This window comes from Mesorhizobium sp. M8A.F.Ca.ET.202.01.1.1 (assembly GCF_004791595.1).
Classification (GTDB): Bacteria; Pseudomonadota; Alphaproteobacteria; order Rhizobiales; family Rhizobiaceae; genus Mesorhizobium.
Window position 1 is genome coordinate 335,333 of record NZ_SRUN01000002.1, and the last position, 17,418, is coordinate 352,750.

Consider the following 17,418-nt stretch of genomic DNA (forward strand, 5'->3'; position numbering starts at 1 on the left):
GGGGTCTGAACCGTTACAAGTTCAAGAAAGCATACTTCGTCGCCTAGTGACGCTGGCGAGGCCGACCTTCAGAATAGGAAATGACGTGATGCTGTATCGTTCCGCGATGAGCACAGAGGACGCTGATGCTGCACCGGCAGACCTGCCGGTGCTGTCCGCCCCATCTGGACGCGATTGCCAGCGCCCAGAAGGCTGGGCGGATCGGGCGCCAGGATTTTAGTTGTCATACCGCCTTTGGTGCGGCCTATGCCCCGGCTTCCAGTCCCCTATTTGCGCCCTGGCCGTATCAATTGACCTTGACGATGGTGGCATCGACCGTGATCCGGCTCATTGGGAGCAGGCCTTGAAAGCCGAATGAAAATATCGGCTTTGACCCAGTCCCGGTATCGTTTGAAAACCGTGTTCCAGCTCCCGAAAAAGGCTGGAGGGTCGCACCACTGCTTCCTGTCCGCACGATCCAAAGCAACGCTTCGATGAAGCGGCGATTGTCGCCACCACTTCGTCACGGATCGGCTGGCTTACCCAGACAATGCGGTTCCATCTTCGCCCATTGGGCGTCCGTTAGCACAACCGTTCCATCCAAAGCTTGAATCACAATCGAGCCAAAAGTGGAGTTCTGAATCTCAACAAGCCTTAGTCCATGATTGCCTTTGTCTCCAGGAATTCCTCGAGACCAAAAACACCAACCTCTCGGCCGTTGCCCGATTGCTTATAGCCGCCAAAAGGCGCTTCGTACTCTGTGTCGTCTTCGCTCGGTCCATTGTTAAGATATATGCGGCCGGCACGAATCCGTCGGCCAACTCTCCTGGCTTCACCGACGTCATCGGCAAAGACATGACCCGCAAGGCCGAAGATCGAATCGTTGGCGATGTCGATCGCTTCGTCTTCGTCCCGATAGGTCATCACCGAAAGGACCGGTCCGAAGATCTCCTGCTGGGCGATGGTCATTTCGCGTGTGACGCCGGCGAACACGGTCGGCCGCACAAAATAGCCCCGGTTGAGGCCTTCCGGCCGACCAAGACCACCCACGACGAGGCGAGCGCCTTCTTTTATGCCGGTCTCGATAAACGACTGCACGCGATCGAACTGTTGTTTGTTGACCAGCGGCCCATGCGTGGTCCTGTCCGCGCGCGGGTCGCCCACGACCATTGCAGCCACCGTGGACTTGGCGAGGTCAAGGCACTCATCAAGTTGGTTCTCGTGAACCAGCATGCGGGTCGGCGCCTGGCACGACTGTCCGCTGTTACGGAAAGCACGTATGACACCAGCAGGCACCGACCTGCCGAGGTGATTGCCGGGAAGCAGGATGTTGGCAGACTTGCCGCCCAACTCCTGGTGCACCCTCTTGACGGTTGCAGCAGCGTCGATGGCCACTTGGATCCCCGCGCGCGTCGAGCCCGTGAACGACACCATATCGACGTCTGGATGTGTGGAAATAGCATGCCCGACGGTAGGACCGTCACCGTTGACGAGATTGAAGACGCCGGCCGGAGTGCCTGCTTCGTGAAGGATTTCGGCGAGAATGATCGCGCTCAAAGGCGAAAACTCGCTCGGCTTTACCACCGAGGTGCACCCTGCAGCAAGCGCGCTCGCGAGCTTCGCCATGATTTGGTTGAGCGGCCAGTTCCATGGGGTGATGAAACCGCACACACCGATCGGCTCGCGCACGATCAGCGCCTTGTCCAGCATCTGCTCGAACTCGTAGGTTTTCAGCACTTTGACTGCCGATTTTAGATGGCTGAGCGAAGAGGCTGCCTGGAGCTCGCGTGAGAAATTGATCGGAGAGCCCATCTCCAGCATCATAGCCTGCGAGACGTCCTCGAACCGGCGCCGATATTCATCGGTTATCGCATTAAGGAGGTCGATGCGCTCGGCCTTGCTCCGCCGCGAAAACGCTGGAAATGCCTTTCGCGCCGCCTTGACGGCTCGATCGACGTCTTCGGCCGTGCCCAGATTGATGCGCGCAACTGGCTCTTCTGTCGCTGGGTCGATCACGTCAACTGCGTTGCGGGCGACCGGGTCAACCCACTTCCCGTCTATGTAGAATCTAAGATTGTTGTCCATAAAGACCTCCATTGCGCCGCCGTCGCTGCGGGCAGATCCAGCGGTGGTCGACGTTTCCCTCGGTCGATATTGCTACATGTTAAACCTATCTTATCAACATATATTTCCTCGGGTGCCACCGAATTCTTACGGTCTAATCCAACAACAATGAATGTGCCTGTCTTATGGATTGCCGGATCGCGATGGCTCCAGCCGCACTTCCGACGGAGGCTCATCTATGGCGCGTCAGGCGCCAGACACGCGCTCGCAATAATTGTCGAGCGTCGCGTTTTTGTTAGGGCGTGTTGGAAACGCTCGCTAAACCTGCTGGCCGGCATCCTTCTGTTTGCCCTGCCATCTAATGAGGCCAATTCATCGCGAAACGCTCCAAGCGGTTGTCGGATGCGCCCTTGCGTACGCTGAAGCCTGTCGATTGTGCGTCGAGCTGATCGTTTGTCGCTCCACTACGTGGCGGAAGACAGACTCCAAGATCGAGTTTGCTTGAAAAGTGCTGCGCCTCGTTCAAGAAGCTAGCAGGTTTTCCTTAGAAAATTTTTCCCAACCTGGATTTACGTTGTTCCGCACCAGCCCATGCTCAAAAAAATCTTTGAGCATGCCGGCTGACAGCCTACGACGGTCACTCGTCGAGGCGTCAGAATAGGACGCGGCATGGGGCGTCAACGCCAGGCGCCCGGCAATCCAGGGCTCACGGTCCAACCATGCCTTGAACAAAGGCTGTGAAGGGTCCGGAGGCTCCGATGGCAGGACGTCGAATCCCGCAGCTCCCAAACGGCCGCTTAGCAGCGCGTCGTAAACCGCGTCGATATCGACCAGCTTGCCACGAGCAATGTTTATGAGAATGGCGCCTGGCTTCATTTCACCAAGCCGGTTGGCGTCCAGTAGTCGAAGCGTGGTATCATTGAGGGGCATGTGGAGACTGACCACATCTGATACGGAAAGCACTTCCGAAAGGGACTTGGCACGCCGAAAACCCATGCCCAGCTCATGCCCTTCGGGCAAGAGTGGATCAAAATACAGGACGCTCATGTCTAGAGCGGAAGCTCTCCTGACCACTGCGGTTCCTATCCGGCCCAAGCCAACGGCACCGAAGATGCCGCCGCGGAGACGCCGCACGACTGGCACATTTTCACCGTTGAAGTTACCAGTTAGATCCGCCCTCAAGCGTTCGTCATACGAGCCAAGGCCCCTCGCTAAGTAGAGCAGCAGCCCAATCGCGTGGTCTGCAATTTCGGTCGTACCGTAGTTCGGCACGTTGCAAACCGGAATGCCGGCTTCGGCACATGCACCTATGTCGATGTTGTCATAGCCAACACCTGCTCTGACGATAATCCGACACCTCGAAAGCTTGCCGATTGTAGAACGATCAAGGACGATGCGATTCCGCATCAGGACGGCATCGCAGTCGCCCCAATCTTCCGCACTTATGGCGCTCACATGTTGCACGCCACGAACGTCGAAAGACAAGTTTGGGCCGGCCACGTCGGCGGCAACCTCTTCGACGTCCATATCGGGCACCAGAACTTTGATAGTCGACATGTTAGGAGACTCACCCGTTAAACTTATCGGAGATAATGTGAATGACGATTGGTCGAACGTTCAGCCGCGCGACATCATCGAGGGAGGGGCGTAGGTCGCGCCAACGAGCACATCGATGAGATAAGGCCGTCCTTCTCTCACTGCATCGAGCCCTCGCGCGATCGCACTCTCGAGATCTTCGATGGATTCAACTGGGCCTTCTGCCTGCACACCTTGGCTGCGCGCCATTGCACTGAGGTCAACGGCAGGATCATCGATGCGCTGACCAATCCAGCGGTTTGCGGTTTCACGTGACCTGACCTTCGCAACCGCCTCCTGGTGCAGCTCATCATTGAAGTTCGATCGATTGTTGCTGACGATAAAGAGCGCCGGCAGCTGATAATGTGCAGCGGTCCAAAGAGCCGTAACACCTTGGAGAAAATCGCCGTCGCCCAGGACGCCCACAACCAGTCTGCTCGTATCTTTCAACGCGAGCGCGGCTCCAACCGTCAGGCCGGGGCCTGCAGCCAGGCCGCCGCCTCCGTCGTGACCAAGAAAATCCAGCGGCCCACGAAGATCGAAAACGTCTCCAACCCAGCTCAGATTTGAGTGGGCCAGCGTCAATTCGCGATCACCTCGAGCGCGTTGCAGGGCAACTTCGATATCGTGGGGATGTATTCCCGGGCCGGGGGAGTAGTCCCCTGATGGCGACGTGGACGCGGGATAGCTGACGGAGCTTCCTCGGGTCAGGGAGCGCGTGGCGTCGAGCAGTTGCTCGACAAATCTGTCAGAGTTTGCCAGCACCGGCGCATCGACAGGGGGAAGCCCGAAATAATCCATGCTCCAGCCCCGATGTAGATGGCTGTCCAGTGATACGTTAATGATCGTCGCCTGTATCTTGTGGGTTTCAGAACTTACGCCGCGCAACAGGCCGTTGAGGTCCGGCCAGTCCAAGCTCAAGATCACATCCGCGGCCGCAACCTCATCCTTGAAATTTCCGCCCAAAATCGAGATCGGCGGCAAGACATGAAGCGGATGCGATGTCGGGAAGACAGCACGCTCTAGAACCGACGTCACCACCGTTGCGCCAAAGAATTCGGCGAGTTTGACACGGCGGTCCCAGTCCGCTTGAGAGCGCGATCCACGTCCGATGAGGAAGAGCGGGTGTGTTGCGCCGTTCAGGAGATTGGCGACCCTGCTCACCGTGGCCGCATCCGCAACGGCAGCTGGCGCCGTGCCGTAGCGCGTCGGAGGAAGCTCCACCTGCTTTGTCAGACGGCTTTCCTGCATACCCGCATCGAGGCAGATGTAGACCGGCGCCTTTGGTTCAGTCTGCGTTAACTGCATGCCCCGGAGAAATGCCTCGATTGTGCCGTTCGTAGACCGCGGCTCGTCGTCCCATTTCACATAATCCCGTAGGAGTGCTCCTTGATCCTTCGCCGTATGGATCCAGTCGATCCAGGGTCGCCGTTTCTCGGGTTCAATGGGGCCGGTAGCGCCCACGACGATCATGGGCATACGGTCGCAATAGGCGTTGAAAATGCCCATGAGGCCGTGCATCAGGCCGACGTTGCTATGGAGAATGGCCCCCATAGGCCTATCGTGCACTTTCGCGTAGCCGTGAGCGATTGAGATTACATGATCCTCATGCAGGCAAAGCAACATTTTCGGCCGCTCATCACCAAGGAAATTGACAAGGCTGTCGTGCAACCCCCGATAGCTGGCCCCCGGGTTCATGGTCACATACTCAATCCCGAGATGTCGCAGCATGGCAGCGGCGACATCGCTTCCCCACTCGGGGCTCGGCTCGGAAACGATCCCCGTTTGCAACTCCGACTGGCGCACCTAGTGCCCTCCCAAAAAAAGGTTATTTATGAAGCTAAATTTCATATGCATTATGATAGCTTTCTATCGTCCTAATGTGCAATAGCGGTGTGCATTCCATCGATCAGCGGCCGCCGTTTGGTTGCATCGACAGGACTCGTGCTACGGATAAGCAGCATCGGAGACCTGTCGATCCAACTGTCGAACACTCCGATCCGCCGACGCTATATTCGGCATCGGCGCTGTCTTCATCGTCGCGGGGCTCCGTCCATAGCACCGGTGCCGACGACCTCAGCACCGCACTCCCCCGGTCACATGCTGGCGTCACACGTGGCCTGGTCTGCTCCACCTATTGGCTGGTATTTATCTGCCGTTGACATGTTGCGAAATAGCATAGTTAAGTAGGTAATTAGCCAATGTCGGCTGCCCTCGCGGGGGGCATTATTTTTATGCTCGAAGTTGCCATAAGGGTGCATAAGGGTGAGAGGAAACCGATATGCGTTTGACGGAATGCCTCTCCGTTTCGGATTTCAGGCTAGCCGCGAAGCGCCGATTGCCAAGATTTCTGTTTGAATTCATTGACTTAGGGTCTGAAGACGGGGTTGCGCTTAACGACAACATCGAATCTTTCAGAAAGATCAAGCTGCAGACTAGGTTTCTGGTCGACCTCTCCAAGCGCGATATGAGCACCCAGTTGTTTGGGAAGCCACTTTCGCTACCCCTCGCCACTGCTCCAACCGGTATGGGAGGTTTTTGTTGGTACAGCGGCGAGGTTGCTATTGCGAAAGCTGCGGCAGAGGCTGGGATTCCGTTCACGCTCGCGTCGACGTCTGATGCCAGTATGGAGACCGTCGCGAGAGAAGCCGGCGGCCGACTTTGGTTTCAAATATATATGTGGAGGGAGACACACTATTGTTACGAGATGATCGCGCGCGCGCGTGACCTCGGATTCGAGGCATTGGTGGTCACTATCGATCAGGCGCTGGGGCGATCGAGAGAACATAATGAACGAAACAAATTCTCAATACCGTTCCGATTTAGCACCCGCACCAGCATTGATGCTGTTCGCCGGCCGCGCTGGTTGTTGGGCGTTGCGGCACAGCAATTAGCAAAGAAAGGAATTTGGTATCACGCCAATCATCCGCAACGGTATCAATCAATTTTAGGCAATGCAGCGATACCAGACCGACATGAGGCGATGACCTGGGATGAGATTGCTAAAATTAGAGATGTATGGCCGGGAAGACTAATTGTTAAAAGCGTTCTCAGTCGCCAGGACGCTCAAAAAGCGATTGCCTGTGGCGCCGACGCGATTGTGGTCTCCAATCATGGAGGGCGAGCTCTCGATTCAGCCGTCTCCTCAGTCGAGATGCTTCCGGAAATCGCTGCTGAAGTGGGCAAGCGTATACCTATACTTGTTGACGGCGGAGTGCGGCGTGGAAGTGATATTGCAAAGGCTTTGGGCCTTGGCGCGGCTATGGTTCTTATTGGTCGCGCTCCGCTCTACGGCGCTGCCGTTGCTGGGCAGCCCGGCGTCGCAAAAGTCTTCAGGCTCTTGGCTGACGAGTTTGAAAAAACTTTGGCCTATCTTGGATGTCGTACGCCGGCTGAGGTGGATAAATTCATTTTTGCAGATAACGCATTGCGGAATGCCCTCTCTACGGGCCAGGACCAGCGTCGGTAGCGTCGCATCTCGTGGTGAATGAACACCCGGATATGGGCCGGCCAGCGTCGCACAACGCTCTCCGCGCCAATCACCCGGCCTATTGTCTGTGGCGGAGCTGCCATACGCGCGCTGCTTTCCTGGAAGATCCCGAGTAGCGGATCGAAGCTCGTTGGTTCTTTGCGCCAACGCAACGTCAAGCGATGTGAAACGAGGTTGTGCCAGCGCAGAGAGCGCCCCGCGAAGCACGCTGTCGGTCCTCTGGAACCGATAGGGCTGGCTCAAGAAAGACTGAGGGACAGATCCGATGAACAGAGCACTTTCGATCTCACCGTGGCAGCCGCATGCGGTGGCGACATGTCGGGCAAGCATCAAGTGCAGATGCTGAACAAGGGAACCACCGGGCAGGCTCTGCACTTCGAGCCGGAGTTCCTGAGGGTAGCACCCGGCGACACGGTGACATTCGGGGCAACCGACAAAAGGCCATATCTCGGAGGAAGGTAGCATGCAGACGCTTCGAATTGGGGACGTAACAATTACCAGCATAATAGAACGGGACGGCCCTTGGCGCCGACCCGAGGACATGTTCCCAGCTTATGATCCGGAGATCGGGCGGCGTCACATCGCCGAACTAGACCCGGTCGTTTTCGACAAGGCATCTGGCCGAATGGTTATCACGTATCAGAGCTTCGTCGTGCGCACGCCGAAGCACACCATTTTGGTGGACACCTGCACCGGCGACCACAAGGGCTACTCGGCTCCAATGGACTTTCCGAAACAGCCCTGGCTGGACGGTTTCCGTGGCGCGGGCCTGCGCTTCGAGGACGTCGACTACGTTTTTTGCACTCATCTCGACATCGATCACTGCGGCTGGAACACCGTCCTCAAGGACGCGCGCTGGGTACCGACATTTCCGAATGCCAAATACGTCTTCCACAAGGGCGAGTACGCCGCCAGGGAAGCTGAGACCCGGCAAGGCGACAATACGCTCGACAACGTCTGGCGTTTCAACTGCGAGCCGATCGTTGAGGCGGGGCAGGCACTTCTGGTGGACGAAAACTATGAGCTCGACAATACCGTGTCTCTGACGCTGACACCCGGCCATTCTCCTTGCCATTGCTGCGTCAATATCCGCTCGAGGGGCCAAAGTGCCGTAGTCACCGGCGACCTGTTCCACCACGCCCTGCAATGCCGCGAACCGGAATGGTCGACAAACTTCGACTGGGACCCAAAGGCTGGCATCCGCTCGCGCCGAAACTTCCTGGCATCGGTTGCCGGAACCGGCACCTTGGTTCTGCCGATCCATTTCCCAAATCCGACGGTTGGACGAATCGAGGCGGACGGCGACCGGTTTCGCTATTCTTTCGTGCGTTAGAAGTGACACCGCGACCCAGCGGAACTCTGTTCCGAGCGACACCAGGCGGAGGCATTTCAGGAGGAAAGGCTCCATGTGCATATTCGCCTAGGATGTGTGGGTTCCGATAGCGGACGCTTCCCCGAATGCCTGTAACGAGCGCACTCGAGAGTTCCTTCCTTTGATTAAGATTGGTCCCTCCTCGATGTGCAGCTCGACGTATGCGCGCACTTTGCCATCGTCAATCTGTGGTATTCCCACTCGAACGGCCTCGAGCTTCAGTCCGAGCGCCGTGACGTGTGGTCGGTTAATGTCTCAGCCCTGTCAGATTGTCGGATCTCCAGTGCATCAACGGGGAAAAGGGCAGCAGGTACCAGAGGTTGGAGCCGGCAGCCTTGCTTATCTGCCGAATGCGTGTCGGCCAAATCCTGCCATCCTGCCTTCTTCATCTGAGCCTACGACCGACGGTTAGATGGTCGGCGCCGGAAAAAGCTAGACAGACTGCCGGCAACAGGATTATGTTCATTAGGTATGTATGTTCCTATGTAAAATTTAGAGATATCGAGGTCTCCAATGGATCGGAAGTGCGCTGCGGTCGAGCGGCTAGACCGGGCGATTGCCGCCATCGGGGACCCAAATCTAGACGGCATGGTGGCTTGCCCCACCGTGTACTCCGACGGTGCGCGCGCCGCGGCAACGGCAGCGGATGCGCGTGCCAAGGCTGGTATCAGTCTCGGGCCGCTCGACGGGGCGATCGTCACAATCAAGGATCTTTTTGATGTCGCCGGCGAGGTGACCCGCGCAGGTTCTGTGGTTCTCGCCGGCGAGGGCAAGGTTGCGACCCGTGATGCGGTTGCTGTGAACCGAATGCGGGCAGCGGGCGTGATCATCGTCGCGAAGACCAACATGAGCGAGTTCGCATTCTCGGGCGTCGGCACCAATCCGCATCTGGGAACGCCACGCAATCCACTCGACACCAGCCGGGTCCCGGGAGGGTCCTCGTCAGGCGCCGCCGTGGCGGTAGCCCGCGATTTCTGCGAGATCGGGATTGGCACTGATACCGGAGGCTCGACACGGATACCGGCCGCCCTATGTCGCCTGGTCGGCTTCAAGCCGACCAGCAACCGGATTTCCACCCGAGGTGCTTTTCCTTTGTCGGAAAGTCTGGACTGTGTGGGTCCGATCGCCCGCACGGTCGACGCATGCGCTTCGGCGGACGCGGTTCTGGCCGGCGTCGAAGACGACCAGGCTGCGGTGCCGCTGGCGGGGCTGCGCGTCGGCGTCGTCCAAGGTTTGCCCTTCGAGGGCATAGATGCGGCGATTGCCGAGTCGTTCGATCGCGCCTTGCAGGCGTTGGCGGCCGCTGGTTGTCGCGTGACAGATGTCATGCTGACTGAACTCGACGGCATGCGCGAGGTCAATGCCAAGGGCGGAATTGCAACCGCCGAAGCCTTCGCCTTGCACCGCCACAGGCTGAGCCAGGCTTCCCGCATAGATCCGAACATATTGGTGCGGATCGAACGCGGCAAGACGATCGGCGCCGCCGATTACATCGATATGATCCGTGGACGTGGCGCGCTTGCCGCTTCAGTCGGCCGGAGCGCGGCCGACTGTGATGTGCTCGTCATGCCAACTGTTCCGATCGTGGCACCGACGCTGGAGCAAGTAGCAAGTGCGGCAGGTTTCACGGAGCGCAATGCACTCCTGTTGCGCAACACGGCGATCGCGAATTTCTTCGATCTGCCCGCCATTTCGTTGCCTGTCGAAGGCCTGCCTGGCGCTGCTCTCATGATGATCGGGCAATCTGGCCGGGACAGGCGACTGCTGGCCATGGCCCGATCGGTCGAGGCATGTCTAGGCGAATAATGACCGCGTTGAAACAGAAGGAGGGGGTCACTTGATCCAAACGAGAACGCTCGATCCGAGGGATGTCAAAGATCTGACGATCGCCGGATGGACTGGCAGAAACCGTGATGCCGTCGAAAAACACATCCACGAACTAGAGGCGATCGGCGTTGCCAGGCCCACCTCCACGCCGATTTTCTACCGGGTTTCTGCCTCGCTCTTGACCGTCAGTCACTCGATCGAAGTGATGGGTGATGCCTCGAGCGGGGAGGTGGAGCCGGTGCTGGTCACACTCGGTGGCCAGCTTTGGGTCGGCGTCGGTTCCGATCATACCGACCGCAAGGCAGAAACAATCGGCGTGACCCTCTCGAAGCAACTTTGCGCGAAACCAGTAAGTTCGACACTCTGGCGCTTCGCCGACATCAAAGACAGATGGGATGACATCGAAATCCGCTCGCATATTAATGTCGACGGCGAACGGCGTCTCTACCAGGAGGGTACGCTGAGCACCATGCGCCCACCTGGGGAACTGGTGGTGCTTGGGTTCGGCGGTCAGGGTCTGAGCGAAGGGTCTGCCATGTTCTGCGGCACGCTCCCTGTTCGTGGCGGCTTGCAGCCGTCCCAGCGGTTCGAGATGGAGATGCGCGATCCATTAACCGGTGAGACAATCACCGCTGCCTACGACGTAATCACGCTGCCTGTGCGAGGATGAGATGACAGAAAAGCTTCACGAGGAATTTGCCATCGTCGACCTTGAAGAGGGTTGGCACACCCCGGATGGCTACCCATCGGGCATCAAGCAGAAGATTCTCTCCGGCGGACTTGACGAGGTGGCGCGAAAGGGTAATCGGACCCGGCTGCTGCGTTTCGACCCCGGCGTCTATACGACCTCGCCATTCGTCCACATTTACTGGGAGGAAGTCTTCCTCGTTTCAGGGGATCTCATTGTCGGTAACGACACGGACGGGAAGGGGGGGGAGAAATTCGAGGGCTATACTTACGCAGTTCGGCCGCCGGGCGTCTATCACGGCCCCTTCAAGTCGGATGGCGGCTGTCTCCTGCTTGAAACGCACTGGTTCCAATAAGGAGTTTATTGCCATGCTTAAGCTTGCTGTGCCCGACATGGTGTCGAACTCCTACTTTCCGGCGGAAGCCGCGATAGAGCTTGGCCATTTCCGCGATAACGGGTTGGACGTTTCCCTGGACCTGATGTTCCCGGTAGACCGTTCCTACAAGGCGCTGCGGGACGGCGAGATCGACATAGTCGCCGGATCCGCACATTCGGCCCTGGCCGCCTTTCCGAACTTCAAGGGCGTGAAACTCCTCTGCGCGCAAGCGCAGGGCATGTACTGGTTCCTGGTCATGCACGCCGACTATGCCGCGCAACGCGGCGACCTTTCGGTATTGAAAGGCAAAAGGATCGGCGCGGCGCCGTGGGTGGAAACCGGATTGCGTGGGTTGCTCGCTGAAGCGGGTATCGACATCGAACGCGACGGGGTAACGATCGCTCCGGTTCCATCGCAGCCCGGCCAAACCGTCAACTTCGGTCTCAATGCCGCCAAGGCGCTCGAGGCTCGCCTGATCGACGGATTCTGGGCTAATGGCATGGCAGCCGAGATCGCTACAACCAGGGGCATCGGCAAGGTCATTCTTGACGTGAGGCGGGGTGACGGTCCTTCCGAGGCCTTCGATTATACTTTCGCCTCGATCGCCGTTCGCGACGAGTTCGTCGCGGAAGACCCGAAACGCGCACAGGCGATCGTGCAGGCGATCGTCGATACCCACGCCCATCTGCATAAAAATCCGGATGTGGCGGCCCAGGTCGGCGCAGCGCTGTTCCCGGCAAACGAAGCCGGCCTCATTACAACGCTGATCAAGCGCGATCTGCCATTCTACGATCACCGCATCTCCCGCAAGACCGTCGCGGGAATGAGCAGGTTCGCACGGCACATGAATCTGGCTTCGCAGGATCTCGCCTACGAGGATGTGGTGGCGAGCCGGACAAGCGCCTTCAGCGACGTCTGACCGCTGGCGGATGGCTGCTCAGTCGATCGGGTTTTCCCGCTCCGCGACCTTGAGTTGCGCCAGCGCCAACTCGCTGTTGCGAGAAAGACGAGTGAAGAGCGATTCGGCCGAAGCAAGATCGGCCGCCGTCATTCCTTCAAACAGAACGTCGTTAACTTTGGTGACGAAAGGTGCGACAGATTTAACCGTCTTTTCGCCTTCCGCGGTCAGACTGACAAGCACGCTGCGCCTGTCGTCATCCGACGAGCGCTTCACGAGCAGGCCACCGCGAATCAAGCGGCCCACCTCGGTCGTCACGTGCGTTGGTGCCAGATGAACATACTGCGCCAGCCGCTTTATGGTGACGCCCTGCTCACCTTGTCGATAGGCCACTCCGAACAAGACGGCAAACTGGGAACCGGTCAGCCCGATCTGCCGACCGAACGCCTCTCGGCAAACAGTCAATTTTCCGAGAACCTCGGCAAACAGGTATATGACATGACGGAAGCTGTCATCGCTGCCGTCAACGAGTAAAGTGGGGTTGGAGACTGTCAACGGCGCAGAAAACTCAGTCTGCTTGATGCTGGCAACGGTCTTCGTCTTTGCCGCAACTCCGGTTGTAGCCAACTTCTGCTTGATCTCTGGCACTCATGTCCTCCGGATAAACCACCCCGAACCTTCTTGCCCAAGCGCCAACGACGGCAGACCAGAGCGAGTCAGGTTCTAGGAACTGGTACCTGAAAGGTATCTTGATATCAAATCTGGAAACTTTTCTGGCAGCTATTGAACGGTATCCGGTGCGTGGCTTTCTGCTGTGGCAACAACGGACAACGCAACAATGCGCCCTGTATCCAACTCCCCATTCCCAGAGCTTTCGTAAAGCTTCTGAATTAATGTTAAACATTCTCCAAATTAGAAAGGTATTGAAGTCCTGGTCAAGAGGGAATCGGGCAGGCGCACCGTCAGCGGCGGCGAGGGCTGCGGCAAGCAGTTGCGTCAGTGGAATTTAGTGGCAACGAGCTTGGCGTCGAAGGGGGGAGGTTCCGCCCCCTTTATGCGGTCAGATCTCCTGCATTGCTAGCATCGGCATTGGTTTCTTCGATCTGTCACGCTGGGGATCTGCCCGATTGGCTTGATCTGATGAACTGATGCCTCCCAGGCATAGTGTTGAGCCAAAGCCCCGTTGTGGGCTCGTGAATGTCCCAGCGCAGTCCGATTATAATCACACTGTGCGCTTCCAAAGCTCGATGCCATCTCATGTCACGTGGTGTGCAAGCCGGTCGCAATGTCATGACGCGGTGCCAGACGTGGCGCAGAGGTTAAGCGCTTCACCTGTTTCAACGAGCGGCATCAGCCAGGGAAATTGCTAGTTGACAAAACATCAAAATGATATGTTAGTTATGGATATAACAGTTGGTGTTTTGGAGGAGATTTCATTCAGATGGTTCGCGATTCCGCAGTTTTTGAAGCGTCAGAACCAACGCTGTCGTCAACCGCATCGATGGTCGGTGCACGAAAGTGGGGGTTGGTGATAGACGGTAAGATCACTGGCGCGTTGGAAGGGCAGGAGTTTGAGAACTTCAGTCCCGTCACCGGCGCCATGATATGCCAACTGCCCGATGCGCGTGAGCGCGATGTCGAAGCTGCGGTTGCGAGCGCGGCCAAAGCTCAGGTTGATTGGGGCCGCATGCCCGTCAAGGAGCGCTCTTCCATTGTAAGGAAGCTTGCGACGGTACTCCGCGAGCACCGCAAGGAGCTCGCTGCGCTCGACGCCATTGATGTCGGAAACGTGTATTCCTTTATGCTTGCGGACGTGGATGCCGCAGCCGACACGCTAGAGATGATGGCGAATTTCGGCCTGAGCCTGACTGGACGGACTTACCCGGTCGCGGATACGCACCTTTGCTATTCCCGGTATGAGCCCTACGGTGTGGTCGCACGCATCAACGCGTTCAACCATCCAGTGTTGTTCGCGGGTCAAAAGATCGGCGCGCCTCTGGTCGCGGGCAACGCCCTTATCATGAAGCCTTCAGAGAACGCGGCTCTTTCGGCTTTGCGTATGGGCGAATTGTTTGCAGAACATCTTCCGCCGGGATTGCTCAATGTGATCGTCGGGAAGGGGGCGGAGTGTCCGCAAGCGATTGTCCGACATCCGGCAGTCAAGAGAATTGGCTTCATCGGCAGCTCACAAGTCGGGATGGCCATTCAGCGCGACGCCGCCGCTGTTGCAGTAAAGAATATCACGTTGGAACTTGGCGGCAAGAATGCACTGATCGTTGCTCCAGACGCCGACTTCGAAGCCGCTGCAGTCGGCGTCGTAAAAGGAATGAATTTCGTGGGCTGGCAGAGCCAGTCCTGCATGTCGACGACCCGTGCAATCGTGCCCCGTTCCGAGCAGGAGCGGTTCGCCTCTCTGGTTAAGGCGGAGGTTGAATCTATTGTGATCGGGGATCCATTTGAGCCCACCACTAGGATGGGAACGCTCGCCTCTCAGGCGCAGTTCGAAAAGACACGGATGTACGTGGACATCGCCAAAAGCGAGGGCGCCGAACTCGTGACCGGTGGTGAGCCTCACACGGGCTGCGGGCCTGGCCTCTATCACAAGCCAACCGTTTTCACCAACGTTCGTCCCGAAAGTCGCCTGGCCCGCGAAGAGGTCTTTGGACCAGTTCTATCGATAATAGGTTACGACACCCTCGATGAGGCAGTCCAGATCGCTAACTCCGTGACCTTCGGGCTCACTGGGTCCGTCTGGAGTCGCGATATCGGGACCGCTCATCGGCTCGCGCACGCATTACAGGCCGGTTACGTGTGGATCAACGATTCCTCCTCGCAATTCGAAGGCGTTCCGTTCGGCGGCTACAAAAACTCCGGCATCGGACACGAGGATGGATTGGAGGAGCTGTTTAGCTATGCGCAGCTCAAGGCGCTCAACGTTCGCATCGGAGGATAGATCGTGACTGAAGTTGGCATTTTGCCCAAAGGGCTTGGACCGTTCCGCATAGGCCGCGACACGATGCCTTGGAGCAGCGGGTGCGTATCTGGCGGCTTCGTTTTTCTCTCAGGCATCGTCGGGCACGTCGACGACGATGGCAATCCAGTTCCCGGACTCGAAGAGCAGACGGAACTCGCCTTCGCCCGTCTAATCTCGGAACTCGAAAGGGCTGGAAGCTCGTTCGATAATCTGGTTCGGCTGAACCAATATATCACCAACGCCTCTGAGCGAGAACCTTACGTGGGCCGCCGGGAGGCCTTTCTCAGGAGTAAAGTAGACAAGTACCCGGAACGTCGGGCTTTTGCGTCAACTCTCCTTATCACCACCCTTGCAGACCCCGCTATCCGGTTGGAATTGGAAGCGACTGCGGCAGTCGGGGCAAAGTGAATTGACGCGACCAAATGCTTGACAGCTACGAAATTCATATTAATATTGTATGTTAATTATCTCGTCGGAAGGGATGAGCATGCGGCGAGACGGTAGGTAGATATTGCACCTTGGCATACGACGAGCGGAGAGGTTGAGACCATGAAGGCTTCTTCGCTTGATGTTTGAAGAGGCGCTTGAGTCCTCTCCCGGCTGGATCGAGCGAGCCCAGATGTCGCCTCTGCAGGCAAGAGATGAAGTTGAGTTAGATAGCGCCCGACAGTTACTACTACTGTGATCGTCTGTTCGATAAGATTGGAAAGTTAGTACAAATGGCAAGTCCAAACGGTCAAGCTGTAACACCTTTGACGCTGCGCGCCCCTAGTGTTATCGATCTGGGAAAGCGCCGCCCGCTTTGGCTTGACCAAGCTTTTGGCGACGATTTTCCTGGCAATGCCCCTCTTAGCGGCAATCATAAAGCCGACGTTGTAATCGTAGGCGGCGGTTATGTCGGCTTGTGGACGGCTCTAGAGCTGAAGCGGCTTCAACCGTCGCTCGACGTAGCGCTTGTGGAGCGCAAGACGTGCGGCTCCGGCGCCTCGGGGCGCAATGCCGGGTTTGCCATGCCGTGGTGGCTCAAGATCTTAACGCTGGAAGAGGTCCTTGGTCGGGAGGAGGCGTTAAAGCTTTGCATAGCGAGCGAAGATGCGGTGGCGCAGGTCATAAGTTTCTGTGAAACGCATTGCCCGGAGGCACAACCGCGGAAAGATGGCTGGATGTGGGCTGCGTCCACGCCAGCACATGTAGGACGTTGGGAGGCAACGGTCCGCAAGCTTGAAGAGCTCGGCAAGCAGAGGTTTACACTCTTAGGCGCGAAAGAGATTCAGGAGCGGATCGGGACCAATACCCACCTTTCTGGCGTCTATGATCCGAACGCAGCTACTCTTCACCCCGGTTATCTGGTTCGCGGACTCCGTAGACGGGCAATCGAATTGGGAGTGAGGGTATATGAAAATTCGCCCATGCTCGAGATCAGAGACGCTAACCCGGCTGTGGTCGTCACGAAAAACGGCACGATCTCGGCACCCCAGGTTGTGTTGGCCAACAATGCCTGGTCAGCAAACCACCCCGCAGTCAAGGGAAGAATCGTAGTTATTGCGGCTGACCTGCTTGCTACCAGCCCGATTCCGCAAAGGTTGGCGCAGTTGGGATGGACTAACGGCACCGGCGTTATTAACGCGCGCCAGCGCATCCAGGTTTATCGCACCACCCCGGACGGCAGAATTTACTTCGGTCGCGGTGGGGGAGGACTTGCATTCGGAGGTTGGTTCGGCGACCGCTACGACTCGTCCCCAAAACATTCTCGTGAAACCGCGGAAGCCTTCCAAAAAATATTCCCGATGTTGGCTGACGTAAAGATCTCTCACAATTGGACCGCGCCGATAGACATGACGCCGACGGGGCTTCCCTTCTTCGGCCGCTTTGGGAAGTACAAGAATGTATCCTATGGCGTTGGCTGGAGCGGCTATGGAGTCGCATTGTCCCATATTGGCGGACGCATCCTGTCTTCGATGGCCTTGGAGCTAAAGAACGAGTGGTCGGAATGCGGCCTTGTAGACCGCCCGGCCGAGAAATTTCCACCCGAACCTTTCCGCTATCTCGGCGGCAAGCTCGTACAGGCGGCGGTGACGGCTAAAGAGAAATCGGACGATTCACAGAAGAAGCCCACTAAGTTTGTGTCTCTTCTGAGTCGTCTTGCGCCAAAGCATTGACGTTCCGCTCTGGGCA

13 protein-coding genes and 1 pseudogene are annotated in these 17,418 nt (G+C 57.5%); 10 read left to right on the forward strand and 4 right to left on the reverse strand.

What is annotated here, in order from left to right; genetic code table 11:
* Nucleotides 1–633: 633 nt before the first annotated feature.
* From EN845_RS06385 to EN845_RS06395, 3 genes are all read right to left on the reverse strand, one after another.
* On the reverse strand, nt 634–2,064 hold the full coding sequence (locus EN845_RS06385) for an aldehyde dehydrogenase family protein (protein WP_135906866.1): 1,431 nt from the start codon (nt 2,062–2,064) through the stop codon (nt 634–636).
* 501 nt (nt 2,065–2,565) lie between these two features.
* On the reverse strand, nt 2,566–3,600 hold the full coding sequence (locus EN845_RS06390; RefSeq protein ID WP_135906867.1) for a C-terminal binding protein: 1,035 nt from the start codon (nt 3,598–3,600) through the stop codon (nt 2,566–2,568).
* Nucleotides 3,601–3,660: 60 nt separating this feature from the next.
* Nucleotides 3,661–5,424: a thiamine pyrophosphate-binding protein gene (locus EN845_RS06395; protein ID WP_210234934.1), complete on the reverse strand. Its 1,764-nt coding sequence runs from the start codon at nt 5,422–5,424 to the stop codon at nt 3,661–3,663.
* Nucleotides 5,425–5,899: 475 nt separating this feature from the next.
* Between EN845_RS06395 and EN845_RS06400 the strand changes: the two genes are divergently transcribed.
* The 7 genes and pseudogenes from EN845_RS06400 (at nt 5,900) to EN845_RS06430 (ending at nt 12,290) form a co-directional block, all read left to right on the forward strand.
* Entirely contained in the window at nt 5,900–7,087 is a 1,188-nt protein-coding gene (locus EN845_RS06400; RefSeq protein WP_135906868.1) for an alpha-hydroxy acid oxidase, read from the forward strand.
* Nucleotides 7,088–7,399: 312 nt separating this feature from the next.
* Nucleotides 7,400–7,546, forward strand: a pseudogene (locus EN845_RS36010) (pseudoazurin); the annotation flags it as partial.
* A gap of 25 nt (nt 7,547–7,571) precedes the next feature.
* Nucleotides 7,572–8,441, forward strand: coding sequence for an MBL fold metallo-hydrolase (locus EN845_RS06410; protein WP_135906869.1), 870 nt, complete (start codon nt 7,572–7,574; stop codon nt 8,439–8,441).
* 552 nt (nt 8,442–8,993) lie between these two features.
* On the forward strand, nt 8,994–10,286 hold the full coding sequence (locus tag EN845_RS06415) for an amidase (RefSeq protein ID WP_135906870.1): 1,293 nt from the start codon (nt 8,994–8,996) through the stop codon (nt 10,284–10,286).
* Nucleotides 10,287–10,317: 31 nt separating this feature from the next.
* Nucleotides 10,318–10,977 carry a DUF2848 domain-containing protein gene (locus EN845_RS06420; protein ID WP_135906871.1) on the forward strand — a complete coding sequence of 220 codons (660 nt, stop codon included), beginning with the start codon at nt 10,318–10,320 and terminating at the stop codon, nt 10,975–10,977.
* A 1-nt stretch (nt 10,978) separates the two neighbouring features.
* Nucleotides 10,979–11,350, forward strand: coding sequence for a cupin (locus EN845_RS06425; protein ID WP_135880847.1), 372 nt, complete (start codon nt 10,979–10,981; stop codon nt 11,348–11,350).
* A complete protein-coding gene (locus EN845_RS06430; RefSeq protein WP_210234935.1) occupies nt 11,310–12,290 on the forward strand; it encodes an ABC transporter substrate-binding protein in 981 nt (326 codons plus the stop codon). The genes EN845_RS06425 and EN845_RS06430 overlap by 41 nt, the downstream gene beginning before the upstream one ends.
* A gap of 18 nt (nt 12,291–12,308) precedes the next feature.
* On the opposite strand, the gene EN845_RS06435 is transcribed toward EN845_RS06430, so the two are convergent.
* Nucleotides 12,309–12,917 carry a MarR family transcriptional regulator gene (locus EN845_RS06435; RefSeq protein WP_135906872.1) on the reverse strand — a complete coding sequence of 203 codons (609 nt, stop codon included), beginning with the start codon at nt 12,915–12,917 and terminating at the stop codon, nt 12,309–12,311.
* A gap of 793 nt (nt 12,918–13,710) precedes the next feature.
* On the opposite strand from EN845_RS06435, the gene EN845_RS06440 reads away from it, so the two are divergent.
* The 3 genes from EN845_RS06440 to EN845_RS06450 all read left to right on the forward strand — a co-directional run bounded on the left by EN845_RS06440 (nt 13,711) and on the right by EN845_RS06450 (nt 17,402).
* The gene (locus EN845_RS06440; protein WP_210234936.1) at nt 13,711–15,222 is read left to right on the forward strand and encodes an aldehyde dehydrogenase family protein; all 1,512 of its coding nucleotides are present in this window, start codon (nt 13,711–13,713) and stop codon (nt 15,220–15,222) included.
* Nucleotides 15,223–15,225: 3 nt separating this feature from the next.
* Nucleotides 15,226–15,651 carry a RidA family protein gene (locus EN845_RS06445; RefSeq protein ID WP_135880843.1) on the forward strand — a complete coding sequence of 142 codons (426 nt, stop codon included), beginning with the start codon at nt 15,226–15,228 and terminating at the stop codon, nt 15,649–15,651.
* A gap of 311 nt (nt 15,652–15,962) precedes the next feature.
* Entirely contained in the window at nt 15,963–17,402 is a 1,440-nt protein-coding gene (locus EN845_RS06450; RefSeq protein ID WP_135880842.1) for an FAD-dependent oxidoreductase, read from the forward strand.
* The last annotated feature ends 16 nt before the right edge of the window (nt 17,403–17,418 follow it).

Coding starts and splice junctions, on each gene's coding strand:
- EN845_RS06440 (WP_210234936.1), top strand. CDS start 13,711: ATGGTTCGCGATTCCGCAGTTTTTGAAGCGTCAGAACCAACGCTGTCG.
- EN845_RS06385 (WP_135906866.1), bottom strand. CDS start 2,064: ATGGACAACAATCTTAGATTCTACATAGACGGGAAGTGGGTTGACCCG.
- EN845_RS06410 (WP_135906869.1), top strand. CDS start 7,572: ATGCAGACGCTTCGAATTGGGGACGTAACAATTACCAGCATAATAGAA.
- EN845_RS06390 (WP_135906867.1), bottom strand. CDS start 3,600: ATGTCGACTATCAAAGTTCTGGTGCCCGATATGGACGTCGAAGAGGTT.
- EN845_RS06430 (WP_210234935.1), top strand. CDS start 11,310: ATGGCGGCTGTCTCCTGCTTGAAACGCACTGGTTCCAATAAGGAGTTT.
- EN845_RS06400 (WP_135906868.1), top strand. CDS start 5,900: ATGCGTTTGACGGAATGCCTCTCCGTTTCGGATTTCAGGCTAGCCGCG.
- EN845_RS06425 (WP_135880847.1), top strand. CDS start 10,979: ATGACAGAAAAGCTTCACGAGGAATTTGCCATCGTCGACCTTGAAGAG.
- EN845_RS06450 (WP_135880842.1), top strand. CDS start 15,963: ATGGCAAGTCCAAACGGTCAAGCTGTAACACCTTTGACGCTGCGCGCC.
- EN845_RS06415 (WP_135906870.1), top strand. CDS start 8,994: ATGGATCGGAAGTGCGCTGCGGTCGAGCGGCTAGACCGGGCGATTGCC.